31 protein-coding genes are annotated in these 23,163 nt (G+C 46.6%); 17 read left to right on the top strand and 14 right to left on the bottom strand.

The genetic code is table 11. The features are described 5' to 3' along the window. Positions 1-4: 4 nt before the first annotated feature. From RS881_RS34535 to RS881_RS34510, 6 genes are all read left to right on the top strand, one after another. Positions 5-1,195 (top strand): hypothetical protein, encoded by a 1,191-nt coding sequence (locus tag RS881_RS34535; protein ID WP_315814914.1) that lies wholly within the window; start codon positions 5-7, stop codon positions 1,193-1,195. Positions 1,196-1,213: 18 nt separating this feature from the next. After that, the gene (gene tssO, locus RS881_RS34530; protein WP_315814913.1) at positions 1,214-1,723 is read left to right on the top strand and encodes a type VI secretion system TssO; all 510 of its coding nucleotides are present in this window, start codon (positions 1,214-1,216) and stop codon (positions 1,721-1,723) included. Positions 1,724-1,791: 68 nt separating this feature from the next. Beyond that, positions 1,792-2,415 carry a PKD domain-containing protein gene (locus RS881_RS34525; RefSeq protein WP_315814912.1) on the top strand — a complete coding sequence of 208 codons (624 nt, stop codon included), beginning with the start codon at positions 1,792-1,794 and terminating at the stop codon, positions 2,413-2,415. Positions 2,416-2,435: 20 nt separating this feature from the next. Beyond that, complete coding sequence (locus tag RS881_RS34520; RefSeq protein WP_315814911.1) at positions 2,436-2,777, top strand: hypothetical protein; 342 nt, start codon at positions 2,436-2,438, stop codon at positions 2,775-2,777. Positions 2,778-3,100: 323 nt separating this feature from the next. Beyond that, a complete protein-coding gene (locus RS881_RS34515; RefSeq protein WP_315814910.1) occupies positions 3,101-3,325 on the top strand; it encodes a hypothetical protein in 225 nt (74 codons plus the stop codon). Continuing rightward, positions 3,316-3,495 (top strand): hypothetical protein, encoded by a 180-nt coding sequence (locus tag RS881_RS34510; RefSeq protein ID WP_315814909.1) that lies wholly within the window; start codon positions 3,316-3,318, stop codon positions 3,493-3,495. Before RS881_RS34515 ends, RS881_RS34510 begins: the two co-directional genes overlap by 10 nt. A gap of 897 nt (positions 3,496-4,392) precedes the next feature. Here the strand turns inward: RS881_RS34510 and RS881_RS34505 are convergent. The 10 genes from RS881_RS34505 to RS881_RS34460 all read right to left on the bottom strand — a co-directional run bounded on the left by RS881_RS34505 (position 4,393) and on the right by RS881_RS34460 (position 9,234). Further along, complete coding sequence (locus tag RS881_RS34505) at positions 4,393-4,581, bottom strand: hypothetical protein (RefSeq protein ID WP_315814908.1); 189 nt, start codon at positions 4,579-4,581, stop codon at positions 4,393-4,395. 8 nt (positions 4,582-4,589) lie between these two features. Beyond that, positions 4,590-5,717 (bottom strand): ornithine--oxo-acid transaminase, encoded by a 1,128-nt coding sequence (rocD, locus tag RS881_RS34500; protein WP_315814907.1) that lies wholly within the window; start codon positions 5,715-5,717, stop codon positions 4,590-4,592. Between the two features lie 114 nt (positions 5,718-5,831). Continuing rightward, positions 5,832-6,020, bottom strand: coding sequence for a hypothetical protein (locus tag RS881_RS34495; RefSeq protein WP_315814906.1), 189 nt, complete (start codon positions 6,018-6,020; stop codon positions 5,832-5,834). After that, a complete protein-coding gene (locus tag RS881_RS34490) occupies positions 5,987-6,427 on the bottom strand; it encodes a 4-(cytidine 5'-diphospho)-2-C-methyl-D-erythritol kinase (RefSeq protein ID WP_315814905.1) in 441 nt (146 codons plus the stop codon). Before RS881_RS34490 ends, RS881_RS34495 begins: the two co-directional genes overlap by 34 nt. Before the next feature lie 120 nt (positions 6,428-6,547). Then, positions 6,548-6,739, bottom strand: coding sequence for a hypothetical protein (locus tag RS881_RS34485; protein WP_315814904.1), 192 nt, complete (start codon positions 6,737-6,739; stop codon positions 6,548-6,550). After that, positions 6,739-7,335: a bifunctional nuclease family protein gene (locus RS881_RS34480; protein ID WP_315814903.1), complete on the bottom strand. Its 597-nt coding sequence runs from the start codon at positions 7,333-7,335 to the stop codon at positions 6,739-6,741. The genes RS881_RS34485 and RS881_RS34480 overlap by 1 nt, the downstream gene beginning before the upstream one ends. A gap of 91 nt (positions 7,336-7,426) precedes the next feature. Continuing rightward, positions 7,427-7,909 carry an electron transfer flavoprotein subunit alpha/FixB family protein gene (locus RS881_RS34475; RefSeq protein ID WP_315814902.1) on the bottom strand — a complete coding sequence of 161 codons (483 nt, stop codon included), beginning with the start codon at positions 7,907-7,909 and terminating at the stop codon, positions 7,427-7,429. Between the two features lie 150 nt (positions 7,910-8,059). Continuing rightward, positions 8,060-8,215 carry an adenine nucleotide alpha hydrolase family protein gene (locus RS881_RS34470; protein WP_315814901.1) on the bottom strand — a complete coding sequence of 52 codons (156 nt, stop codon included), beginning with the start codon at positions 8,213-8,215 and terminating at the stop codon, positions 8,060-8,062. Beyond that, positions 8,155-8,388 (bottom strand): adenine nucleotide alpha hydrolase family protein, encoded by a 234-nt coding sequence (locus tag RS881_RS34465; protein WP_315814900.1) that lies wholly within the window; start codon positions 8,386-8,388, stop codon positions 8,155-8,157. The genes RS881_RS34470 and RS881_RS34465 overlap by 61 nt, the downstream gene beginning before the upstream one ends. Before the next feature lie 102 nt (positions 8,389-8,490). Further along, positions 8,491-9,234 carry an electron transfer flavoprotein subunit beta/FixA family protein gene (locus RS881_RS34460; RefSeq protein WP_315814899.1) on the bottom strand — a complete coding sequence of 248 codons (744 nt, stop codon included), beginning with the start codon at positions 9,232-9,234 and terminating at the stop codon, positions 8,491-8,493. 128 nt (positions 9,235-9,362) lie between these two features. Between RS881_RS34460 and RS881_RS34455 the strand changes: the two genes are divergently transcribed. The 3 genes from RS881_RS34455 to RS881_RS60300 all read left to right on the top strand — a co-directional run bounded on the left by RS881_RS34455 (position 9,363) and on the right by RS881_RS60300 (position 11,177). After that, entirely contained in the window at positions 9,363-9,677 is a 315-nt protein-coding gene (locus RS881_RS34455) for a tetratricopeptide repeat protein (RefSeq protein ID WP_315814898.1), read from the top strand. A 278-nt stretch (positions 9,678-9,955) separates the two neighbouring features. After that, a complete protein-coding gene (gene tilS / locus RS881_RS34450) occupies positions 9,956-11,083 on the top strand; it encodes a tRNA lysidine(34) synthetase TilS (RefSeq protein ID WP_315814897.1) in 1,128 nt (375 codons plus the stop codon). Next, the gene (locus RS881_RS60300; protein ID WP_425476302.1) at positions 11,010-11,177 is read left to right on the top strand and encodes a tRNA lysidine(34) synthetase TilS C-terminal domain-containing protein; all 168 of its coding nucleotides are present in this window, start codon (positions 11,010-11,012) and stop codon (positions 11,175-11,177) included. The genes tilS and RS881_RS60300 overlap by 74 nt, the downstream gene beginning before the upstream one ends. On the opposite strand, the gene RS881_RS34445 is transcribed toward RS881_RS60300, so the two are convergent. The 3 genes from RS881_RS34445 to RS881_RS34435 all read right to left on the bottom strand — a co-directional run bounded on the left by RS881_RS34445 (position 11,166) and on the right by RS881_RS34435 (position 12,462). Then, a complete protein-coding gene (locus RS881_RS34445) occupies positions 11,166-11,666 on the bottom strand; it encodes a rhomboid family intramembrane serine protease (RefSeq protein ID WP_315814896.1) in 501 nt (166 codons plus the stop codon). The two genes, RS881_RS60300 and RS881_RS34445, sit on opposite strands and share 12 nt — an antisense overlap. Further along, positions 11,663-11,809: a hypothetical protein gene (locus tag RS881_RS34440; protein WP_315814895.1), complete on the bottom strand. Its 147-nt coding sequence runs from the start codon at positions 11,807-11,809 to the stop codon at positions 11,663-11,665. Before RS881_RS34440 ends, RS881_RS34445 begins: the two co-directional genes overlap by 4 nt. Before the next feature lie 137 nt (positions 11,810-11,946). Then, positions 11,947-12,462: a 23S rRNA (pseudouridine(1915)-N(3))-methyltransferase RlmH gene (locus RS881_RS34435; RefSeq protein WP_315814894.1), complete on the bottom strand. Its 516-nt coding sequence runs from the start codon at positions 12,460-12,462 to the stop codon at positions 11,947-11,949. 33 nt (positions 12,463-12,495) lie between these two features. Here RS881_RS34435 and RS881_RS34430 point away from each other — a divergent pair, with 33 nt between their 5' ends. Next, entirely contained in the window at positions 12,496-12,666 is a 171-nt protein-coding gene (locus RS881_RS34430) for a phosphatidate cytidylyltransferase (RefSeq protein ID WP_315814893.1), read from the top strand. 50 nt (positions 12,667-12,716) lie between these two features. On the opposite strand, the gene RS881_RS34425 is transcribed toward RS881_RS34430, so the two are convergent. Beyond that, the gene (locus RS881_RS34425) at positions 12,717-14,240 is read right to left on the bottom strand and encodes a PA14 domain-containing protein (protein WP_315814892.1); all 1,524 of its coding nucleotides are present in this window, start codon (positions 14,238-14,240) and stop codon (positions 12,717-12,719) included. 351 nt (positions 14,241-14,591) lie between these two features. Here RS881_RS34425 and RS881_RS34420 point away from each other — a divergent pair, with 351 nt between their 5' ends. The 7 genes from RS881_RS34420 to RS881_RS34390 all read left to right on the top strand — a co-directional run bounded on the left by RS881_RS34420 (position 14,592) and on the right by RS881_RS34390 (position 22,967). Next, complete coding sequence (locus tag RS881_RS34420) at positions 14,592-14,924, top strand: hypothetical protein (protein ID WP_315814891.1); 333 nt, start codon at positions 14,592-14,594, stop codon at positions 14,922-14,924. A gap of 168 nt (positions 14,925-15,092) precedes the next feature. Continuing rightward, positions 15,093-15,359, top strand: a complete 267-nt coding sequence (locus RS881_RS34415; RefSeq protein WP_315814890.1) for a hypothetical protein — start codon at positions 15,093-15,095, stop codon at positions 15,357-15,359. Next, the gene (locus tag RS881_RS34410; protein WP_315814889.1) at positions 15,347-16,210 is read left to right on the top strand and encodes an efflux RND transporter periplasmic adaptor subunit; all 864 of its coding nucleotides are present in this window, start codon (positions 15,347-15,349) and stop codon (positions 16,208-16,210) included. Before RS881_RS34415 ends, RS881_RS34410 begins: the two co-directional genes overlap by 13 nt. A gap of 73 nt (positions 16,211-16,283) precedes the next feature. Further along, entirely contained in the window at positions 16,284-19,394 is a 3,111-nt protein-coding gene (locus RS881_RS34405) for an efflux RND transporter permease subunit (RefSeq protein ID WP_315814888.1), read from the top strand. A 239-nt stretch (positions 19,395-19,633) separates the two neighbouring features. Beyond that, a complete protein-coding gene (locus RS881_RS34400; protein WP_425476301.1) occupies positions 19,634-20,092 on the top strand; it encodes an outer membrane factor lipoprotein domain-containing protein in 459 nt (152 codons plus the stop codon). A 23-nt stretch (positions 20,093-20,115) separates the two neighbouring features. Next, positions 20,116-21,024 (top strand): TolC family protein, encoded by a 909-nt coding sequence (locus RS881_RS34395; RefSeq protein WP_315814887.1) that lies wholly within the window; start codon positions 20,116-20,118, stop codon positions 21,022-21,024. 158 nt (positions 21,025-21,182) lie between these two features. Continuing rightward, the gene (locus tag RS881_RS34390) at positions 21,183-22,967 is read left to right on the top strand and encodes a 3'-5' exonuclease (protein ID WP_315814886.1); all 1,785 of its coding nucleotides are present in this window, start codon (positions 21,183-21,185) and stop codon (positions 22,965-22,967) included. Positions 22,968-23,163: the final 196 nt, after the last annotated feature.

Genomic DNA, 23,163 nt, shown 5'->3' with positions numbered 1-23,163 from the left:
ACCCATGATGAGAGACTATCCCAAACATTTTCCGGTGAACTGGATTGATGGGATGAAGATCAATAAAGGACATTTTATTGCCCAGGACAATGCCTGGACGGATGCCTTGCATGAGGTGGGGGCCCTGGCCACTTCACCTATACGCTTTGGCATACTGCCAGCTACCTTTCCAGGGGAAGACACGTATAATGTGAAGCTGTCGTTGGACAACCAGCAAACCCTGCGGGTAACGGTATTGGCCTGCCAGGCCGTTACACCTGGCGGTATCAGGATCAACCTGCCCGCATTCAATGGGTTTAGCAGGGCGGCCACAGATGGGGCACCAGCCTTGTCTTTTTCCTTTTCTTTTCAGGAAGCCAAAGCTGCTACCGAATGGTGGGTCATTTTAGCTGTTAATCCCTTTGATAAGCAACCAGCCGGCAATCCCGATCTGGCCGAAAATCCACCCCGGTATCCGCACGTATTGCCTTCCTATACCATACAATTGGTGAGTGAATATGAGTTCAATCAGTTCATGAACCATCCTTATGCCATCACGGTGGGTAAGGTGCTGGTGAATGGTAATAATGTAACGGTAGACTATGACTATATACCACCTTGTTATACGCTGAGTGCTTCGCCCGACCTGGTGAACCTGCATGCTGAAATTGATCAGTATATGGCGAGGCTGGAAATACTCTGTTCACTGGTGGTGCAAAAGATCTTTCAAAAGGACCAGCAGAATGATATTTCCAAGCTGATCATGTTTCTGTGCGACCGGGTAATACTGTACCTGGGGCAGGCCATAACGCATATTCGCTGGATGATGCTGCATGAATCGCCGGCAGCACTTTTCCAGGCCATTGCCAACCTGGCCAGGGTGATGAAGAATACCATTGACTTGCGGATAGGATCGGGGAAAGACCTGATGGTAACCTATCTCAGTGATTGGAGCGAGTTGAAGCAAGGTGAATTGGAAAGCTTGCTCACTGGTATGGCCAATATCAGGTATGATAATAATGACATTAACCAAAATATTGGGCAGATAACGGTTTTTGTAGAAACAACACGGCGTTTATTTGAAAAGCTGAACACGCTGGAATTTATAGGTAAGCAAAAGGATACGGGACCATTTGTAAAGGAAGAAAGATTGGATAAACCCGAGCCTGGCGAAGCCAATACAAGACGTCGTTTTTTTGAAGTAAATAATTATTAGTCGTATAAAATATCATTTATGCCTCCCATTAACCAGGATGCAAGAAGAAGATCCTTTCTCTATTTCTTGCTCTTCTTTGTAATAACCATTGGGGTTATTACCACTACCATCTTATTTAGTTTCCAGGTGCCATTCAAAGAAAACCAGAAGCTGCGCAAGGAAATGGACCGTGCCGAGAATGAAAAGGCGTTTATGCAGTCGTTTGAAATCAAACTGGAAGAAACGATGAACCTGCTGGATTCTGTCAATCTATCGGCCGACAATGCTTACCTGATGGACAGTAAAATAAGCAGGAACATTGATGCCATGTTAACCATGAGCGCCAATGACTCCATTTCCTTTAAGGGTATGGTCAATGTGATCATTGACAACCTTAAGAACCTGCAAGTGGCAAAAAAGCAATTGCGGGATGTAAATAATAGTGCTGTTGAGCTGGAGAAGAAAGATCGAAAGATTGAGCAGTTGGAAAATGAGGTGCGTGATTATCAGAAAATATTATTGCAACCAAGGCAGGGCGGAGCCCAATAATCAATACCCATTACCATGCAACCATCCACCATATTTACCCGCAAGATAGCAGGCCTTGATTACCATGTATGGATCACCATGCTGGTCCTGGTATTGATCTCTGCAACCTTATTCAGCTATACCATCATCAACAGGGAGAAAAAGATACCTGCGCTGCCTATGATATTTATGTGAACGGGCGTACAGTTACTGATACGCTGGCCTTCCATACGGGCGACCCAGTAAGCTTTAGGATCGCCTATGCTCCCGATAGTAAGGTAGTCTGGGATTTTGGAGATGGCGTAGCCGGGGAAGAGGGATTTCATACGATACATACCTATAAACAGGAAGCCCGGTTTACAGTAAGGGCGGTGGTGAATAAGGTATGTGTGTATGAAAAGAAGATCAGCATTAAAACGCCGCATATTGAGCCTGCCTTTGGGGCAGATATTATTGGGGAAAATGAGGCTACTACGGGTGAAACCCTCGATTTTACAACACCACGGCCTGCTACGACCTATGAATGGTTTATTGAGAACAACAGCAACTTCCCCAAACAAGCTGGTACCAAGGCAAGTTTTAAGTTCAAGCACCAGGGTACTTACCTAGTGGTGTTGATATTGGACCAGGACCGGCAGAAGAAGTATCTCAAGTCGGTGGTGGTATCTGATGACCCGTTATTGAATTCAGATATTAAAAAAGAAAGCTGGTAATACCCCCATCTTCGGGGCCTGTGGCTCAACCTAAGGATACCCAGGTGATCAGTTTGCCCGAAACCATCCGGCGCCCGGCCACCAAGGTGATCAGCGACGATAACTTCAGGAACCTGGTGCAATCGGTGGTGTGCGAAAAGATGATTGCCAAGGACTTTGGCCAGTATTTATGTGAGGGAGAAAATACACCTGTTATCCTCAATAACAAACGTATCACTTTTGCCATGCTGTGCAATGAGATCAGGGGCAAGAAAATGAAGGTGGAATCGGTGCTAGCCAGCCGTGACAACGATAATTGTGTAACCAGCCTTACAGTGAGCGTTGATAAGAAGGGGTGGCTGGGCAAGAATCCTTGTAAGTAATACCGGCCAGAAAGCTGTTTCCCCCAACCATATTAAAACAATCATCGTATTTTTTTAATGTGTAGGGTACGCAATGTTGGCCCTTGTGAAAGAGTCTAAGAAGTGCATTTTCTCATATTAGCAGTTAGTTTTGGTCAGCCTGGGTCTCTACCCGGGCTATTTTTGGGCCTTTGACGGGTTTGCAGTGAATGGTTTGACCAATGCCGGGCCTGCTCTTTGGTCACTAAGTATAACCCCTTCAAAATCTATTATTTAAGTGCCTGGGGCTCATTGACCCATCAACCTGTCAACCGATTTAACTATCTTCGCCCCTCTTTTTCAATATGAAATACTCTCAATGGATTGGCATAGCTGCCGCTGTAGTACTTGTTGTAGCCTGTTTTTTGCCCTGGACGTTTCATCCCGACCTCAATAAGCATTTTACGGGGTTCTTTTCGGAGAACAATAATTATGGCAAGCCGGGCAAGGTGTTCATCGTACTGTCTGTGGTGGCGGCCATCTTCTTCATAATCCCCGGGTATGGGCTAAACGTTGGAACTTGTTGGTAGGGGCTTTGATTGTGGCCTATGCCATTAAGAGCTTTATTGTGTTTTCCGGTTGCTACAATGGTATTTGCCCTACTAAACTGGCGGGTCTGTGGATAATGCTGGTATCGGCTATTGGGGTGCTGGCGATGGCCTTGCTGCCTGATATGAAGGTAGTGGAGAAAAAGGGCTAATAAGCGCTAATAAAGGCGGTATAAGAACCAACGAATGATGTTGCCACCATCCGTTGGTCAATAGTAAATATTAATCTTCTTCTATAATTTTTGTTGCGGGACCGGAATAAGAGCCGGTTACTTTTTTCCATTAAAGTCCAGGCTATAATCGATGGTAAAGTTGCTGCCATTTACCGTAACGGTGGCGCTTCCTCCTGTGATATCATACAAATAAATTCCGTTGGTTAAATTGGGAAAGGTTACATCTATATAGGTATTGGCATCAAAAAAGTGTTTGGTGGGGTCATAATTAGGATCAGTATCCCTTTTAAAGGTGTAGGAGCCAGCCGTAATTTTGTCATTGTCAAAAATAATTTCTACCCCGCTTAATTTTCCGGAATAGTTGCTGGAGTAAGCTCCTGACGTAAGTAAAATTTCTGAATAAGTGATCTGACCCGAAGTTCTGCTCTTGAAGCCAATATGAGTGGCATTGTTGGTGGTGTAGGTTTGCCCATTATGGGTAAAAGAACCTTTGGGGTCATTGTTGTCTTTGTCTTTTTACAGGCACTGAAAAGATTGCCATGCTTAATAGCAGGGTGAGAGAACGGATGGTTGTTTTCATGAATGCTTGTTTAGGAGTGTAATGGTGAAAAATACTATCTCGAACTAATAAACGCAGGTATTGACATTTTGGTATATTCTGCTGGTTCGTATAGGGTGGCTTATCTTATGAATTTGCGACCTCTTTTCACTGGGAGGGGCTGTGTCAGCAGGTAAGTATTCGATATTCTATACATGCGTTCCGGTTGGTTGAGGTTGACCATTGAATAGGCCAACCCAACCATTATGGACATCGTAGTAGCCTATAGAATTCTTTCCTGGCAGGTAATAAAAGAATTTGGAAAATGGTTATCCGGATCAGGGTTTGTCCAGGATCGACAAGGTACCTGCAATAATATTAACGGATTCCAGTACCTGCTCCCGGTTGATGAGGAGTGGCGGCGAAAGGCGGATCTTATCGCCATGGGTAGGTTTGGCGAGTAGCCCTTCCTCCTTCATGGCCAGGCAAAGGTCCCAGGCTGCTTCGGGGTGGGGATGGTCGATCACAATAGCATTTAAAAGCCCTTTTCCACGAATTGTTTTAATATGGGGGAGTTGAGGGCTTGTAATTCCTGGCGGAATAATTGCCCCATTTCCATGGCATTTTCGGCCATCTTTTTCATCACGCAGTACATTGAGTGCAGCCATGGCCACTTTACAGGCCAGGGGCTTCCTCCATAGGTAGAACCATGTTCACCCGGTTTAATGTTGAGCATGATCGCATCAGCGGCCAAAACTGCTGATACTGGCAGGGTGCCTCCGCTGAGGGCCTTGCCAATGATCAGGATATCGGCGCGCACGCCTTCATAATCGCAGGCCAGCATTTTGCCAGTGCGGCATAGGCCGGTTTGAATTTCATCGGCTATGAACAATACCTGTGCATCCTCGCAATATTGTTTGGCAGAAGCTAAATAACCATCGTCGGGGATCACTACGCCGGCTTCACCCTGGATGGGTTCTACCAGCAATCCGGCTACATTTTTATCCTGCAGGGCAGTTGCCAGTGCCGTTAGGTCATTGTAGGGCACTACTTCAAAACCCGGCATAAAGGGGCCAAAACGATCGTACGAGGAAGGGTCGGTACTAAAAGAGATGACAGTACTTGTACGGCCATGAAAATTATTGGTACATACCAGGATCTTCGCTTTGTTGGAGGGGATGCCTTTAACATCATAACCCCATCGGCGACAAAGTTTGATGGCGGTTTCCACGGCTTCCACCCCTGTATTCATGGGCAATACCTTATCATAGCCAAAATAGGTGGTGATGAATTGCGTATACTCACTCAATAGCTCGCTGTGAAAAGCACGGGAAGTGAGGGTGAGTTGCTGGGCCTGTTCCATGAGTGCTGCAACAATGGCCGGATGGCAATGGCCCTGGTTGACGGCCGAATAACCGCTTAGGAAATCGTAATACCGCTTGTTGTCTACATCCCATACAAAAACACCTTGTCCCCTGGTTAGTACGACGGGCAGGGGGTGGTAATTGTGTGCGCCATACTTTTCTTCCAGATCGAGGTAATATTTTGTTTTATCGGACATCATCATGGTGGATTGCATACAAATAGAAATAAGTGTGAAGAAATGGGTGAGACTATAACAACAGGGTCCGGCATGGGTGTATGCCGGTAGTAGGGGAGCCACCTTAGTGGTTGAGCAGATCGAGGTTCTGCAACAGGAAATGTACTATATAAGTGCCTGTATTGATAGGTAGTAATTTGAGAGGCAAAGATACGCAATTTTGGCGGCACCTCCTAGTCACACCGTTGTGTCATGTTGTACTGCCCGATAGGATGGAGCATCCTTTCTATCGGTGCAATTATCCTTTAAAGTAAAACAGGGATAGTCAGGAAATAGGCCGTCAGGGACTTTTTCAGTAGGAAAAATGCCATAAAAGCTGGAACCGCTGCCCGTCATGGACGCATATACAGCGCCGGAAGCATACATGCTTTCTTTGATATCCCCAGGGCGGGGTGCAGGCGGCATACAGGGGCTTCAAAATCATTGATCAGGGTATCCTTCCAGGCGCTTAGGGGTTGTGCAATTACCTCGTTAATGGGCTTCTCCTGCGGGGCAGGAGTAATTTGCTCAAAGGCCCATCCCGTATTGATATGTACTTCGGGGTATACCAGCAGGAATGACCAGCCTGAGAGGTCGAGGGAAATGGGTTGCAGCAATTCTCCCCGGCCGGTGGCTATACAAGGTTGGTTGATGATAAAGAATGGACAATCACTGCCCAACTCCAGGGCATACTCCAGTAGTTTTTGAGGCGATATGCCCAGCCTGAATTTATTATTGAGCAATTGGAGGGTAAATGCCGCATCGGAAGACCCTCCGCCGAGGCCTGCCCCCATGGGGATGGCCTTGTGCAAATGCAATGGTGGATAGGCGGCAATTGGGGAAATCGTTTTTCAGGAGCTGCCAGGCTTTGACGCACAGGTTATCGACAGCATGGCCATGGACCGGTAAGCCAGTCAGGTGAAGATCAACGGTATTGCTTCCTGTATGGAGGGGGAATCCCTGGGCTGTTTGAGGGGTGGTGGTAATTTCAGGGCATCTTGCAAGGGGAGGGGGTAGAACACTGTTTCCAGGTCATGGTACCCATCTGGTCTTTTACGGGTAATGTGTAAACCGAGATTGATCTTGCAATTGGGAAACAATATCATTACCTGCCTCGTTTACGGCTATTGATCTCATCGCGGATGGCGATGGCTCGGATATAATCTTCCTGGTCCAGCACCTCATTGAGCAAGGTATTGAGTTCTTCGAGGGTCATGGCTCTAAGGTCATCATGTGCGCCACCAGTTTCAGCAGCTACCGCTTCTTTGGGCTGCTTTTTCTTTCCGGAAGGATCTTCCATTAAGATGCCGGCACTTTCCAGGATATTATCGTAGGTGTAGATAGGACAGCCAAAGCGTACGGCCAGTGCCAGGGCATCGGATGTGCGGGAGTCAATTTCTACAGTATCATGTTCACTTACACAGACCAGTTTGGAGTAAAAAATGCCTTCCTGCAGGTCGCAGATAATGATCTCCTGCAGGTCGATATTGAAAGCATTCATGAAATTCTTCATGAGGTCATGCGTCAATGGCCTGCTGGGGTGCATTTTTTCCAGGGCCACAGCGATGGCTTGTGCTTCAAAACCGCCGATCACGATGGGCAAACGTCGTAGACCGTTCACTTCCCCCAATACAACTGCATACGAATGTGTTTGGGTAATGCTATGTGACAGTGCTACTATTTCCAGCTCGATTTTTTTCATACGAAAGCACGAAACTAAGGGTTTTTTACTTAAAAAAATGCGGTTGTGAATCAACCGCATTTACAGCTTTTATTGTATAGGAGGCATAAAATCAGGCTACTCCCTTCACTTTTTTAACCGCTTCTATGATTTTGGGTACTACTTCAAAGGCATCGCCTACAATACCGTAGTCGGCGGCCTTGAAGAAAGGTGCTTCGGGGTCTTTATTGATCACTACGATCACCTTGCTTCTGTTTACCCCGGCCAGGTGTTGTATGGCGCCGGATATACCGATCGCAATGTAGAGGTTAGGCGCAATGGCCAGCCCCGTTTGGCCCACATGTTCGTGGTGTGGGCGCCAGTGTACATCAGCTACGGGCCTGCTGCAGGCCGTAGCAGCTCCCAGCAGGTGGGCCAGTTCCTCGACCATACCCCAGTTTTCGGGGCCTTTCAAACCACGGCCACCGCTGACTACGATCTCGGCCTCGCTCAGGGGCACTTCGCCAGTTACCTTATTAACGGCGGTTACCTTTACTTTGGACGCTTCAACAGTTGCATTCAATGCTGCCACTTCAGCAGTGCCTTCGCCAGCCACTATTTTATAAGAATTGGGATTGAGTGATATGATCTTGATGGGGAGCTAAGGGCAATATTGGCAAAAGCCTTCCCGGAGAATACGTTCTTTTTCACCACAAATCCATTGCTGGTATCGGGTAAGGCTACTGCACCGAAACCAATCCAGCCTTTAAGCGGGCTGCCAGACGGGGGCAATGGCTTTTCCATCTACGTTATTGGAGAAGATCACTACGGTAGCATTGGCAGCAGTTACTGCCTGGGCTATTACAGCGGTGAATACTTGCGCATCAAAATGGTTGAGGGTATCATTGGATACATGGTGCACCTTTTGATACCATATTTACCCAGTGCGGCCAGGTCTTCCGTTACAGTACCCAGTACCACACCTTCGGCAGTGGTGCCCAGTTGTTCGGCTACCTTGGTGCCGTAGCTCAGGACTTCCAGTGATGCTTTCTTTACATGGCCGTCGGCCTGGTCTATGAATATAAGGACTGACATATAATTAATTTGAGAATTAGATAATTTGAAAATTTGATAATGAGCTTAATTGCTTTGTGGCTGTGTACAGGGACATTTTCAAATTGCCACATTGCCACATTATCAAATTAGCTTGGCTTCTTCATGCAGCAACCTTACCAGCTCGGCAGGATTGTCGGCAGGTACCAATTTCACGCCTGCTTTGGCAGGAGGCAGCTCAAAACCTACAATGGAGGTTAGGGCATCGGTGGCTACGGGTTCTACCACTTTCAGGGGTTTGGTGCGGGCGCCCATAATACCTTTCATATTAGGTATGCGTTGCTCGGCCATGCCTTTCTGGCAACTCACTACTACTGGCAATGGTACATCACATATTTCTTCGCCGCCCTCTATTTCGCGGGTAATGGTGGCGGTAGTACCGTTGAGGTCAAACTTAATGGCCAATGAAACATACGGCAGGTTGAGCAGTTCGGCTACCATGCCGCCGATGGAAGATCCATTGTAATCAATGGTTTCTTTACCGGTAAAAATAAGGTCGTAATTACCTTGTTTGGCTACTTCTGCAATTTGAGAAGCAATATAAAAACTGTCATGGCTATCAGCGTTTATCCGGAAAGCCTCATCACCACCCAGTGCCAGGGCTTTGCGAATTACGGGGTCCGTATCAGAGCCGGCTACCGTAACGAGGTGCAGGACGGTGGAGGGATCTTTTTCTTTTAATTCAATGGCGCGAACCAGGGCATACCACTCATCGTATGGATTGATGATCCATTGTACACCATCCTGTGCGAATTTCGTATTGTTATCCGTGAAGGCTATTTTTGCCGTTGTGTCCGGCGTTTTGCTGATACAAACTAAGATCTTCATAACGTTTATTTTTTGTAGCCCTGATGCTTTTAGTCCCAGGGTGGGATTGATGGTTGTTTATGCAACCAATCCTTATACAAATATAAGTGCCGCAAAGATAGTTTTGAAATATTTAATGGGGGAAAAAGATGGAACGAATTGACAAACTTAAAACATTTCTACAGGCCAGCCCCAACGACCCTTTTCTGAAACATGCATTGGCGCTGGAATATGTGAAATTGGGGGATGAGGCGGGCGCCCGGAAATTATTTGAGGAAATATTGACCCAGGATCCGGGGTATGTGGGTTCCTATTACCACCTGGGTAAGTTATTGGAACGTACGGGTGAGCGGGCATTGGCGCTGGAATGGTTTGAAAAGGGGCTGGCGGCAGCTAAAGTGGCTGGCGACCGCCATGCGTATGGGGAGTTGCAGGGGGCTTATGACGACCTGCAGGATAACTGAGGATCACTGAGCGAAATAAACATGGAGGCCCTGGTAGGCACTAATATTTTTGTTCATCATTTGTTTGACATCCATAAAATGAGTTTATTAAAGCAATTTATTGATTACATAGGTAAGGAACATCTTTTTACATCAAAAGATACTTTGCTGCTGGCAGTGAGCGGAGGAGTTGATTCGGTCGTATTGTGTGAGCTATGCTACCAGGCAGGGTATGATTTTGTGATAGGGCATTGTAATTTCCGGCTAAGGGGCAGGAGAGTGAGCGGGATGAACAATTTGTGCGCGAACTGGGGGAAAAGTATGGAAAAGAAGTGCTGGTCAAACATTTTGATACGGAAGGATATGCTGCCCAACAAAGAGTATCCATACAAGTTGCTGCCAGGGAGTTGCGTTATGGGTGGTTTGAGGAAATTGTGAAACGTAAAACGTCAAACGTGAAACGGGAAACGTCAGATGTGAAAAAGGATGATCCCATGTCTCACGTCTCACGCCTCACTTCTCACGTCTCACTTCTCACGTCTCACATCGTAACGGCCCATCATCTGGATGATAATATAGAAACGGTGCTCATGAAATTCTTCAAAGGCACGGGTGTGGCAGGATTGAGGGGCATTTTGCCTAAACAGGGTAAAATTGTACGTCCCTTGCTATTTGCCCGAAAGGAAGAACTGGTACAGTTTGCCACCGGTAGGCAGCTTGCCTGGGTGGAGGACAGCTCCAATGCGCAGGATAAATATGCCCGCAATTACCTGCGTAATCAGGTAATTCCTTTGTTGCAAAATATCTATCCCGAAGTAGTCAATAACCTGGCAGGGAATATTAACCGCTTTCGTGATGTAGAAGTATTGTACCATCAATCGGTGGAGGGACACCTGAAAAAACTGTTGGAATACAAAGGCAATGAAATTCATATTCCGGTTTTGAAATTAAAGAAGGCCAATCCCTTGCCCACCTTAGTATATGAGATCGGCAAACCTTATGGCTTTACGGCTGCACAAATACCTGATATGATCCATTTGCTGGAGAGTGAGTCGGGGAGATATGTAGCTTCCGGTTCGCACCGCATGATCAGGAACCGTAACTGGCTTATCATTGCCCCACTGGCTGTGGAAGGAGCCAGCCATATACTTATAGAGGAAGGAGAGAAGAACGCTGCTTTTGCAGGAGGGAGTATTACCTTGAAATTGATAGTGCCCAGTCATCCGTTTACTCCACCGGCTGCTGCTGCCATTGCCTGTCTTGATGCCAGGCAGGTGCAGTATCCCTTATTACTGCGCCCCTGGAAAACGGGGGATTATTTCTATCCACTGGGCATGATGAAAAAGAAAAAAATTGGCTCGTTTTCTCATCGATCAAAAGGTTTCCAAAACCGACAAAGAAAAAGTGTGGGTGTTGGAAAGCAATAAAAAGATCCTTTGGATAGTGGGCGTGCGTATTGATGACCGGTTTAAGGTTACCAACAGTACAGAACAGCTGATTCAGTTTGAATTAAAGATGTAAGTACTCCTTCACCTGGCTGACAAATTGCGACAGCACGGGGTAGTCTGAAAAAATAGCAGCCATTACTATGACGAAGATCATGCCATACAGAGCGCCCCATATATGGGCTGAATGGTTAATATTGCCACCACCACGTTTGTCAAGATAGGACGAGATACCCAGGTAGATAAATCCAAAAATAAATCCAGGTATGCGGATGCCAGGAATAAAGATGAGGCCGAGATTGGCCATTGGATTGACCAATATATAAGCAAAAATAACTGCCGATACGGCGCCAGATGCTCCCAGACTACGGTAATACGAATCGTCCTTATGTTTGCCATAGGTAGGTAACAAACAAACACCGAGGGCCGAAATGTACATCAGCATATAGAACAGTTTCCCCTTATCCTGAAAAAGATAATTGGAGAAAAAGCCTTCTACTCCCACGCCAAACATGTATAGGGCATACATATTAAAGATCAGGTGCATCCAGTCGGCATGGATCAAACCGCAACTAAAAAGCGGTACCACTGTCGCTGGTAGGTTACTGCCGGTGGATAAAAGATCAGGTCATTGTATATCTTATCGCTGGAAAATGCCGAGATGGAAACCAGTGCCGTTATAATGATAATAATTAAAGTAATACTCATTGCTATTGCTATTGGACTCAAATCTAATCAAAAAGCTGACAGGTTTAGTGGGGTAATTTTATTTAAGGTGGGTCACCCTGCCGCGCTGCTATGCCGGGCAGCAGGGTGACTCACCTTTATTTTAATGAGGTGCCCCTTTAACTATGGTGGTATTTTTCGTTGCGGATAATGCTGCACGCGCGGTATACCTGCTCGGCCAGGATAAGGCGTACCAACTGATGGGGGAAAGTAAGTGCCGACAATGACCAGGTATGGTTGGCTCTTTTCAAGACAGCTTCATCAATGCCATAGGCCCCACCGATCAGGAAAACTATTTTTTTAACACTTTCATTGCCCCTGGCCTGGATGAATTTGGCCAATCCTTCCGAACTGAAAGATTTGCCTCGCTCGTCCAATGCCACCAGGTAATCACTGCTATCCAGCCATTCCAGAATGGTTTCGCCTTCCCTTTTCTTCAGGTCCATTTCACTGAGCATACCCGCATTTTTGGGTACCGGGATAATGCTCCACTGAACCGGATAGTATTTTGTAATACGACCGGTAAAATCTTCGATACCGGCATTTACATAACTTTCATGCTTCTTTCCTATCGACCAGAAATGGATCTTCATGGGATAAAAATACGGAAAACTGAAGTTGGAAGTCCGTGGCAATGGTTTTGCATGAACTGTGTAAATAGCTATTTTATGACCCGTATTGTATTTAGCCTGATGCTTTTGTTGGTAATGATCAATCTATCATCCTGCGAGGTGATTGGGGGCATTTTTAAGGCCGGTGTATGGACTGGTGTGCTGGCGGTAGTTATTGTGGGTGCTTTACTTATCTGGATCATTGCCCGGATAAGTGGCAAGAAATAAAAAACCGCCGGCATAACACCGGCGGCTTACCTGTTGATTCACCTTTCCATTTATCTGATAATAACGGATTGTTTGGCCAATAGTCCATCATCGCCGGTGATGCGGATCATAAAAGTGCCTGTAGTATGTCCGGTGGGGGTGGCATGGAGCTGAAATAACTGTCTGCCGGCAGTCAACGTGCGTTGTTCTGATTGTACAATGCGCCCATTCATGTCTACAAGCTCTATCATTACGCGATTCATTCTTTTATTGGCTTCAATAAATACTTGCTTACTTTCTATGATCGTAGGGAAGACCCTGATGGCATCCGGCTGTTGGAGAGATACTGCTACGATGGTTGAATATCGTATAGAACCATCTTTGTCGACCATCGCGAGGCGATACCATACTTTGGCGCTTTTTACTTGTTGTTCGGTATAACTATAGGTCTGGAGTAGGCCGTCGGTTTTGGCCGTCACCTTTGCTATTTCACGAAATTGTTGTCCATCAGTACTTTTCTGGATAAGAAAATGATCAAAGTTTACCGCCTCGGCTGTTTTCCAATTGAGTGCCACATTATTGGTGTTGATGGCTTTGGCATTCCAATCAATAATGGTCACGGGCAAGATAGTAAGTTGTGTAGCAGAAAAGGAGAGCCTGTTACTACCGGAATTTTCATAAAATTCCAATACCATATCATAGGTGCCATTGAGGTTGTTGACAGTGCGGGTGGTGGTTTTGTATGATTGGGCCTGCCATTCATTGATGATCCAGGTAGTGCCTCCATCAAGGCTAAGCCGGTAACCATCATCGCCACCTACGGTAAAGGAATAACTACCCGTCAAAGTGGTTCTTGAGCGGAAGCGGGCGCTGAAATATTCGGTAGTAATGCTGCAATTGCTGGTAGCAAACGTAGTATTGGAGCCTCCAAAACTTTCATCAAAATTCATGGTACTGCCGTTGCCTTTGGAAATAAAACCCTTGTACTGGTCAAAATTATTGCCCTGGTATAAATAGCCAATCCAGGAATTGTTTGCGCCAAAAATAGCAGGGTTTCCATTGCCGGTACAAACGGCTGCTACATCAAAGGTGATGCGGTTGGCGCCAAAGTTTTCATAAAACTCCAGCACCAGGTTGTAAGTGCCCGCCGTAAGGGCAATGGTACGTTGTTCGGTCGTATAGCTCTGATCACCCCAGCGGTTGATGAACCAGGTAGCGCCTCCATCGAGACTAAGGCGGAATCCATCATCGCCACTTACTGTAAAGCTGTAATTGGAATCAGCAAATGTTTTAGAGAGCCTGAAACGAACACTAAATGTATCGGTATAGATAGCACAGCCATTGGTTGAATAATTGGCCTGGTTACCGCCAAAACCTTCATCGAAATACGGATTGGCGGGATTGCCTTTGTTTACATAACCTTTATAATTCTCAAAATTTTTGCCCTGATACAGGTAGGCTATCCAAACGTTATTGAGGCCATAAGTGTTGGGGTCGCCCTGTGGTGTACAGGATTGTCCAATGGCAAAGGTTGCCGACAGGAGGAGTGACAGGATAAAGAAAAAGGGTTTAAGCAATTTGTAAAAAGGGTACATGACATACGATTTGGGTACGATATGATTATTCCCATAGACGTGCCAAAATGCAGGAGACTTAATTTCAGTAGTTTATGTATGTGTGGGATATTGATCCCTTCCCAAGGGTGGAATAGCATTATTAAAATGAGAGTTATTTATCATAGATCAATGAAGGCACTTTGATCTATGATAATAAGATAACTGTATGCATACGTCTATAGGATAAAAGCTTTAATAACTTTTAAGCTAACTGTTAAATATCATTTGAATAAACTACAAACCAGTCTATATCAACGGATACCCTTAATTTTGCGGCCGGCAGGTATTGTGAAAATTAAAATCGTCATACAATTAGTTGTTTGTATCCTGATGGGATACCTGGCAAGGGCCGAAGGCCCTCGCTGGGAAAAACAACGTATGGGTTGCGACAATCCCAGTTATTACAATTTATCGCACACTCAGGCTGCGTTGGGATACCAGGACGAAAACGTAAGCATCGCTACCCAGCCGCCCAGGCATAAACAGTTAAAATGCCGTACCAGGTTCCGCGCTGCTGCTTCCTTTACGGTATCCAGCACGGCTTCGGGCGATGGTTCACGCTCCTTTGATCACAGTAGCCTGGACGAGCCGCTTCGCAGCAGTAATGAACATGGTATACTTCCTTTCTATTATATCTTTCTTTTCCGGTTTACTCCCTTTTGATTTAGTAATCAGCATAGGTTGCTGTTGATCTCTGTTGCCTGTTAACAGGCAATTTTCATTGTGTCCATAAACTACCAATGCGCTATTGGCCGTCATGATCCAATTCATGGACTGCGCAAAATTGTTTTTGCCACCTGGCAAGGCATTATTCTAAACCAATATATAGTTATGAAGATTCTACCAATTGCCGGTTTACTGGGCCTATTGTATCTCACAGGTTGCACGGTAAAAGGCAATACGAAGGAAAAACAAAAAGACATTGAATTGCCGGTGTTACAGTTGGATTATAAAGACACGCTGCTGCACCGTTCGTATGTAGCCACCATCAATGCTTTTCAGAATGTGGAGCTGCGTGCAAAAGTGAATGGCTTCCTGGAACAGGTGCTGGTTGATGAAGGTCAGCTGGTAAAAAAGGACAAGCATTGTTCAGACTGAATGATGCCGAATTCAAAGTACAGTTATCGGAAAAGAAGGCCTCCCTGGCCAGCGCCCATGCCGAAGTAAAAGCCGCTGAGGTAGAAATGACCAGGGTAAAAACATTGGTGGGTAAAAATGTATTGTCTGCTTCGGAGCTGGAACTGGCCAGGGCCAGGCTGGCCATGGCTACGGCTATGGTGGCCGAAACATCAGCCCAACTGGAAAAAGCACGTATCAGGCTTTCTTATACGCTTATTCGTGCTCCTTTTAATGGTATCATCGACCGGATACCGCTCAAACTGGGCAGCCTTATTGCGGAGGGCAGTTTACTCACTACTGTATCAGATATTCATAAGATGCATGTTTATTTCAATGTATCAGAAAATGAATACCTGAACTATGTAAAGGGTGATGAAAGGGAAAACCGCATCGGGCAGGCGGTCAACCTGGTTTTGGCCGATGGCACTACTTATCAATATCCCGGAAAGATCGAAACCATGGAAAGTGAATTTGAACCGGAAACAGGTTCTATTGCTTTCCGTGCCAGTTTTCCCAATCCCTCCAAATTGTTGAAGCATGGCGCCAGTGGTAAGGTGATGCTTACAGCGCCCGCGCCCAAGGCGTTGATGATACCCCAGCGATCTGTTTTTGAGATACAGGATAAGAACTATGTATTTGTAGTGGATCAGCATAATATGGTTCGGATGAAAAGTTTTGTGCCTGATACGCGGGTGGAAGACTTTATACTGGTTAAATCGGGCCTTTCTGATGAAGACAAGATCATTTATGAAGGGGTACAGCATATCAGGGAAGGGAATAAGGTCATTCCACGTCCTGTGTCGATGGAGCAGGTGATGGGGGAGGAGTGAGTTGGCAATCTTTTGCTTTGATTGGGAAGTGATGGTAATGGATAATAGGTAAGATCAATATTAAAAACAAGACATGCTTGAAAAGTTTATACGCAGGCCGGTATTATCATTGGTGATCTCATTGGTGATTTCACTGCTGGGGTTGCTGGCCTTATTTACGCTGCCGGTAACACAGTTTCCGGATATTGTTCCGCCTTCGGTAGTAGTTACGGCCAGTTACAATGGCGCCAATGCTGAGGTTTGTGCCAAAGCGGTGGCAACGCCATTGGAGCGGGCCATCAATGGGGTGCCAGGGATGACCTATATGAATTCGGTGAGCAGTAATAATGGGGTTACGTTGGTACAAGTGTTTTTTGAAGTAGGTACAGATCCCGATCTCGCCGCCGTGAACGTGCAGAACCGGGTTACCACGGTATTGGACGAGTTGCCCGAAGAAGTAATCAAAGCGGGGGTAACCACAGAAAAAGAGGTAAACAGCATGTTGTTGTACCTGAATGTGATGAGTACGGACTCTGCTGCTGATGAAGAGTTTATTTACAACTTTACAGATATAAATATATTACAGGAGCTGAAGCGTATTGATGGCGTAGGCTTTGTTGACATCATGGGTTCGCGCGATTATTCAATGCGGGTATGGTTGAAGCCGGACCGTTTGCTTTCTTTTAATATTTCCACGGATGAGATCATTGCTGCTTTGCGGCAACAGAATATTGAGGCAGCGCCTGGTGTAACGGGCGAAAATTCGGGCAAGGATCAACAAGCCAAGCAGTATGTACTGAAGTATACGGGCAAGTTTAATACGCCGGAGGAATACCGAAATGTGGTGTTGCGGGCTAATAATGATGGATCGGTACTGCGTTTGAAAGAGGTGGCCGATGTGGAATTTGGTACGGTGAGTTATGATATGGTGTCCAAAACAGATGGCCGCCCATCGGCCTCGATCATGATCAAGCAAAGGCCTGGCTCCAATGCGCAGGAAGTGATCGGTATGATCAAAGAAAAGATGACCGAGTTGGAAGCCAATACTTTCCCGCCGGGCATGGTGTACAATTATGCGTATGATGTATCGCGTTTTCTCGATGCCAGTATCCATGAGGTATTGCGTACCTTGATAGAGGCATTTATCCTGGTGTTCTTAGTGGTATTCATTTTCTTGCAGGACTTCCGTTCAACGCTTATTCCGGCGTTGGCGGTACCGGTGGCGTTGGTGGGTACGCTGGCGTTCATGCAAATGCTGGGCTTTTCCATTAATATGCTGACGCTGTTTGCCCTGGTATTGGCCATTGGTATTGTAGTAGACAATGCCATTGTGGTGGTGGAAGCGGTGCACGTAAAAATGAACCAATTCCATATGAGCGCCATGGATGCTACGGTGGCGGCGATGAAAGAAATAGGCAGCGCCATTGTAGCCATTACCCTGGTAATGTCGGCTGTATTTGTACCGGTAGCCTTCTTGTCGGGGCCTGTGGGTGTATTTTACCGGCAATTCTCGCTTACGCTGGCTATGGCCATTGTAATATCAGGTATCAATGCGCTTACGCTTACTCCTGCCCTCTGTGCCTTGTTGTTAAAGCATACGCCCGAAGGAAAACGCCGGAAGAATTTGTTGCAACGCTTCTACAGGGCCTTTAACAAAGGGTATGATGGTACGGAGCGTAGGTATGGCAGGATGGTGCAATGGATGGCGGGCCGTAAGTTGGTCACCCTGGTCATGCTGGCTTTCTTTTGTTTCGCCATCTGGGGCAGTGGTAAGTTGTTGCCCACGGGTTTTATCCCGGCGGAAGACCAGGGTATGATCTATGTGAATGTTACCACACCGCCTGGTTCTACGGTAGAACGTACAGAAGATGTGCTGGATGAAGTGCAAAAGGCAATTGGCGGTATCAGGAGTATTGAGAATACGAGTACATTGGCGGGCTATAGCTTGATGAGTGATATATCGGGTGCCTCTTATGGTATGGCGATGATCAACCTCAACGGATGGGCCGAAAGGGAGGAAACGGTACCGGAACTGATCACGGAATTGAAAGCAAAAACAAGGCATATATCCGATGCGGCCATTGATTTTTTTGCACCGCCTACGGTACCTGGTTTTGGTAATGCAGGTGGATTTGAATTGAGGTTATTGAATAAGAACCGTAGTACGGACCTGAGTGAGACGGCGAAAGTGAGTGATGCATTCCTCACTTCACTACAAAACAACCCTGCCATATCAGGAGCTTTTACCAGCTTTGATCCCAATTTTCCGCAATATATGATCCATGTAGATCAGGAGATGGCTGCCAAGCAAGGGATTACGATCGACAATGCGATGAGCAATCTTCAAACATTGCTGGGCAGTTATTATGCTACAAACTTCATTCGCTTTGGGCAAATGTATAAGGTGATGTTGCAGGCACTGCCACAATACCGGGCCAATCCAGAAGATGTTTTGAAGTTGTACGTGAAGAACAACAAGGGGGAGATGGTACCCTACTCCAATTTTATCAAGATGGAGAAGGTATTTGGCCCTGAGCAGATCACGCGTAACAATATGTATACGGCTGCTATGATCAATGGTGATGCGGCGCCGGGGTATACGAGTGGGCAGGCCATTGCTGCAATACAGCAAACGGCTGACAGGGTATTGCCGCGCGGATACAGTTATGAATGGAGTGGTATGACGCGGGAGCAGATACTGTCGGGCAACCAGGCTATTTACATTTTTATTATCTGTCTGTTATTCGTTTACCTGTTGCTGGCGGCGCAGTATGAAAGTTTTCTCTTACCGCTGGTGGTTATTCTTTCACTTCCTGCGGGTATAGCCGGGGCCTTTGCCTTATTACTGGCAACGGGACTTGAAAACAATATCTATGCTCAGGTAGCGCTGGTGATGTTGATTGGGTTGCTGGGTAAAAATGCCATCCTTGTCGTTGAATTTGCAGTGCAGCGGCAACGGGAAGGGTTAACGGTGCTGGAGGCTGCGCGGGAAGGAGCGGTGTCGCGGTTGCGTCCCATTCTCATGACCTCTTTTGCTTTTATTGCGGGATTGATCCCTTTGTGTGTGGCCAGTGGAGCTGGGGCCATGGGCAACCGGTCGATAGGTACGGCGGCAGCAGGCGGCATGCTTACAGGTACGCTGCTGGGTATTTTCCTGGTGCCAGGCCTCTATGTTTTGTTTGCTTCCAGGAAGAAGAAAAAGTAATCTCCATTCCGGTAAATGCATTGCCCGAACAAGGCTTGCAGCCTGATCAGGTATCGGGGTAAGACCGAAAGTTGGGAAGTCCTTCCCGATAGCTATAGTGACGGAAGACCGGAAACTTGGGGATGAGGTTGATAAGTTACCCGGGTGAGTTATAAAATTGAAAACAGTATGTACAACAATATTAAAAAGCGCATTTACTTTTTGCTATAGTCATCAGTGTACTGCCTGCCGGTTGTAAGGTGATGGCGCCTCTGCCTGTACCTGAGGTAAGAGGGCTGCCTCAACAGTACAACCGGCCGGATTCCGTACTGGCAACGGATACGGTACAATTGGCTTTCAGTCAATTCTTCCCGGATCAACACCTGGCATCGTTTGTTGATTCGGCTATGAAATACAATACCGATCTGCAGGTGGCGCTTCAGCGGGTGTTGACGGCAGAGGCAAGACTGGCCATGCGGCGGGGCGCCATGGCGCCTACCTTGGATGGGGTGATCAGTGGCAGTGCCGACCGGTATGGCGATTATACGCTGAATGGCGTAGGTAATTTTGATACGAATCTATCTCCCAATATTGATAAGGACCGGAAGATACCTGTACGGCCTACTACGGACTTGTTCATAGGGTTGCGGAGTAATTGGGAAATAGATGTATGGGGTAAACTCAAGCACCTGAAAAAGCGGCCCTGGCCGATGTATTAGCTACCAGAGAGGCAAAGCAGTTTGTGGTGACCAACCTGGTAGCCAGGCTTACGCAGGGGTATTATCACTTACTGGCGTTGGATGCTGAATTGGCCATTGTAAGCAGGAACGTAGGTTTGCAGGAAGAGGCATTGGAAATTGTAAAAATACAGAAGGAAGGAGGCCGGGCTACTGAGTTGGCAGTACAACAGTTTGCGGCACAAGTACTCAATACACGTGCCATTGAATTTACTTTACTACAGGAACGGGTGGCCGTGGAAAATGAATTGAATACGCTGGCAGGCAACTACCCGCAAACCATTATGCGTGATACTTCGATGTTACAAAAGGTACGAACGGTTACCATCGCAACAGGGGTGCCAGCCTCGCTGTTATCCAACCGGCCCGATATCCGTCAGTATGAATGGCAATTGCAGGCCGCCCGTGAAAATGTGGGTGCAGCGCGTAAGGCCTTTCTGCCTTCACTGGTGATCAGTCCCTATATAGGATTGAATGCTTTTACACCCGGCCTGTTGTTTAAACAGGGCTCGGGAACGTATGGCTTATTGGGAGGTATTACGACGCCTTTTCTACGGCAGGGTGATCTGCGGGCGCAATACACCATGGCCAATGCAGCCAACCACGAGGCGGTTTACCAATACCAGCAATCGCTATTAGACGCTTATAGTGAAGTGGTAACGAATATGAGTGAGGTGGAAAATTATAAACGCTCCTATACCTTAAAACACCAGGAAGTAAAGCAATTAAAGGAAGCTGTGGTAACGGCACGCGATCTTTACCTTTCGGGATATGCCAATTACCTGGAAGTAATTACGGCACAGAAAAATGTATTGGAGGCGGAATTGCAACTGGCCCGGCAGCAACAGGATATCATTGTAGCGCAGGTGCAGTTGTACCGGTCGCTGGGTGGAGGATGGAAGGAGGGGAGGTAGGGGAGGTAGGGGACAGAATACAGGAGCTGACCTGTAAGTGAAAAAGGTCCGTGTGGATTTGCAGGTAAGTGGCCAGGAAGGTTATCCAGACTGTGGGCAAAAAATGGCGGCGCGAGCGTGGAGAAAGGGTAATTTTATTGGATTATTTAGATTGAAGCATGCAATTAACAGCGGAACAGCAGGCTATTGTGGAGTCTACGGGTGATATCAGGATCAATGCGGTAGCAGGATCGGGGAAAACGACGACCGTCATCGAGTATGCCAGGGCGCGTCCGGAAAGCCGTATCCTGTACCTGGCTTTTAATAAAGCGGTGAAGATGGAAACTGCCCGGAGGTTTGAGGCGCTGGGACTTCATCATGTAAAAGTAGAAACGGCTCACTCACTGGCTTATAAGCATATCGTCTTCCGGCATCAGTACAAAGTGCGGGCGCAGGGTTATAAAACAACGGAGATCGTATCCTTGCTTAACCTGCCAGCTTCTGGTGAAAGGCATGCAGAATATATACTGGCCAATCACATTAATAAGTTTGTTTCCTATTTCTGCAACAGCGACAAGCAACGGGTGCAGGACCTGAACTACCTGGATATTGTTACGGATAAACAAGCGATCAAGTTTGTAAAAATAATTACGAACAAATTGAACAGCATACACGGTTATTGCTGGCCAAAATGGATAAAGGCGAAGTGGAGATCATTCATGATTTCTACCTCAAAAAGTTCCAGTTGTCCGCTCCCCGGCTACCTTATGATCATATTCTCTTTGATGAAGGGCAGGACGCTTCCAGCCGCTATGCTGGATGTGTTTTTCAAGCAACCGGCTACCAAGGTCATTGTAGGCGATACGCATCAACAGATCTATGGCTGGCGATTTGCGGTGAACTCACTGGAGAAAGCCAATTTCAAAACCTATCACCTGTCTACCAGTTTCCGCTTTGGGCAGGATATTGCCAACCTTGCCCTGCGGGTATTGACCTATAAGCAGCATATTGACCAGGAGGAGGCGGTGACGATCAATGGACAGGGCGAGAACAAGGAATTGAAATCAAAAGCGGTGATTGCCCGTTCTAACCTGGGGTTATTACTGGCGGCCATTGGGCATGTACAGGAAGGTAAATTGAAAAAGATCTACTTCGAGGGTAATATCAACTCCTATACTTATGCTGATGAGGGCACTTCTTTGTACGATGTGCTGAACCTGTATAATGATAAACGCGCGTATATAAAAGACAGCCTGATTACAGGCATGAAGGATATGAAGGACCTGGAGGAATATATCGACAAAACGGAAGACATGCAATTGTCGATGATGGTGGAAGTGGTGAAGGAATATGGTGATGAGATACCGGCCATTCTCAAGAAGATCCGCGACAAGCATGTACCGGATGGAGAGAAAGACAAAGCAGAGATGTTCTTTTCTACGGTGCACCGGTGTAAGGGGATTGAGTATGATGAGGTACATTTGGCCGATGATTTTATTACAGAGGAACGATTGAAAAAGCTGAGGGAAGAAAAGAAGGAGGAAATGAATATTTCCAAACTCAATGAGGAGATCAACCTATTGTATGTGGCAGTAACCAGGGCCAAGGTGAGTATTTTTATGCCAGAACTTATTATGCCCGATGGATTGGCTTATTCGGCGCATGTGAAAACATTGCCAATTACAAAACGGGCAACTTACCCGGCTTCGGGCAGTCTACAGCAAGGAGCCAGGGTGATGAGTAAACCCTATAAAACCACCCCGGCCACGCGTACCTATTCTTATGAGAGGGTACGGGATGACCACCAGGGAGCTTATACAACCTGGACAAATGAATTGGATGATGAGCTGACGATCATGTATGGTGATGGAGTGAGTATTGCAGATATCGCAGAACATTTTGGACGGACCAAGGTAGCGGTGATCATGCGTATCAAGAAGCTGCGGCTGGATTGGGATAGTTGAATAGGTGGGGGTGGGGGTGAAGGTTGTCTAAACGTCAGATAATCAATATTTTATATCATATAGGTGTATGTTCCTGAAAAAGCTTTATAGTAGGGGGTCAATATTTTATGAAAATGCGCCTTTACTACCCTTCCGGTGCCCTTCGACTCCCCTTGTTCTACCCTGGGACCACCCTAGAGGCTAGTGGTGACTCGTC

Origin of the sequence: Paraflavitalea speifideaquila (assembly GCF_032395985.1) — a bacterium.
Lineage (GTDB): Bacteria > Bacteroidota > Bacteroidia > Chitinophagales > Chitinophagaceae > Paraflavitalea > Paraflavitalea speifideaquila.
Note: the sequence above shows the minus strand (reverse complement) of the source record. Positions and strands in the feature narration are given on the sequence as shown.

Bases quoted from the DNA above. Each gene is read 5' to 3' on its own strand.
- RS881_RS34490 (WP_315814905.1), bottom strand. From the start codon at position 6,427: ATGGGGGCAGGCCTCGGCGGAGGGTCTTCCGATGCGGCATTTACCCTC.
- RS881_RS34455 (WP_315814898.1), top strand. From the start codon at position 9,363: ATGGAACGAATTGACAAACTTAAAACATTTCTACAGGCCAGCCCCAAC.
- RS881_RS34425 (WP_315814892.1), bottom strand. From the start codon at position 14,240: ATGTACCCTTTTTACAAATTGCTTAAACCCTTTTTCTTTATCCTGTCA.
- RS881_RS34465 (WP_315814900.1), bottom strand. From the start codon at position 8,388: ATGTCAGTCCTTATATTCATAGACCAGGCCGACGGCCATGTAAAGAAA.
- RS881_RS34390 (WP_315814886.1), top strand. From the start codon at position 21,183: ATGCAATTAACAGCGGAACAGCAGGCTATTGTGGAGTCTACGGGTGAT.
- RS881_RS34485 (WP_315814904.1), bottom strand. From the start codon at position 6,739: ATGATATTGTTTCCCAATTGCAAGATCAATCTCGGTTTACACATTACC.
- RS881_RS34515 (WP_315814910.1), top strand. From the start codon at position 3,101: ATGAAATACTCTCAATGGATTGGCATAGCTGCCGCTGTAGTACTTGTT.
- RS881_RS34430 (WP_315814893.1), top strand. From the start codon at position 12,496: ATGACCCGTATTGTATTTAGCCTGATGCTTTTGTTGGTAATGATCAAT.
- RS881_RS34415 (WP_315814890.1), top strand. From the start codon at position 15,093: ATGAAGATTCTACCAATTGCCGGTTTACTGGGCCTATTGTATCTCACA.
- tssO (WP_315814913.1), top strand. From the start codon at position 1,214: ATGCCTCCCATTAACCAGGATGCAAGAAGAAGATCCTTTCTCTATTTC.
- RS881_RS34405 (WP_315814888.1), top strand. From the start codon at position 16,284: ATGCTTGAAAAGTTTATACGCAGGCCGGTATTATCATTGGTGATCTCA.
- RS881_RS34525 (WP_315814912.1), top strand. From the start codon at position 1,792: ATGGATCACCATGCTGGTCCTGGTATTGATCTCTGCAACCTTATTCAG.
- RS881_RS34460 (WP_315814899.1), bottom strand. From the start codon at position 9,234: ATGAAGATCTTAGTTTGTATCAGCAAAACGCCGGACACAACGGCAAAA.
- RS881_RS34440 (WP_315814895.1), bottom strand. From the start codon at position 11,809: ATGAGTATTACTTTAATTATTATCATTATAACGGCACTGGTTTCCATC.
- RS881_RS34480 (WP_315814903.1), bottom strand. From the start codon at position 7,335: ATGAAAAAAATCGAGCTGGAAATAGTAGCACTGTCACATAGCATTACC.
- RS881_RS34420 (WP_315814891.1), top strand. From the start codon at position 14,592: ATGGGATACCTGGCAAGGGCCGAAGGCCCTCGCTGGGAAAAACAACGT.
- RS881_RS34495 (WP_315814906.1), bottom strand. From the start codon at position 6,020: ATGTATGCTTCCGGCGCTGTATATGCGTCCATGACGGGCAGCGGTTCC.
- RS881_RS34535 (WP_315814914.1), top strand. From the start codon at position 5: ATGATGAGAGACTATCCCAAACATTTTCCGGTGAACTGGATTGATGGG.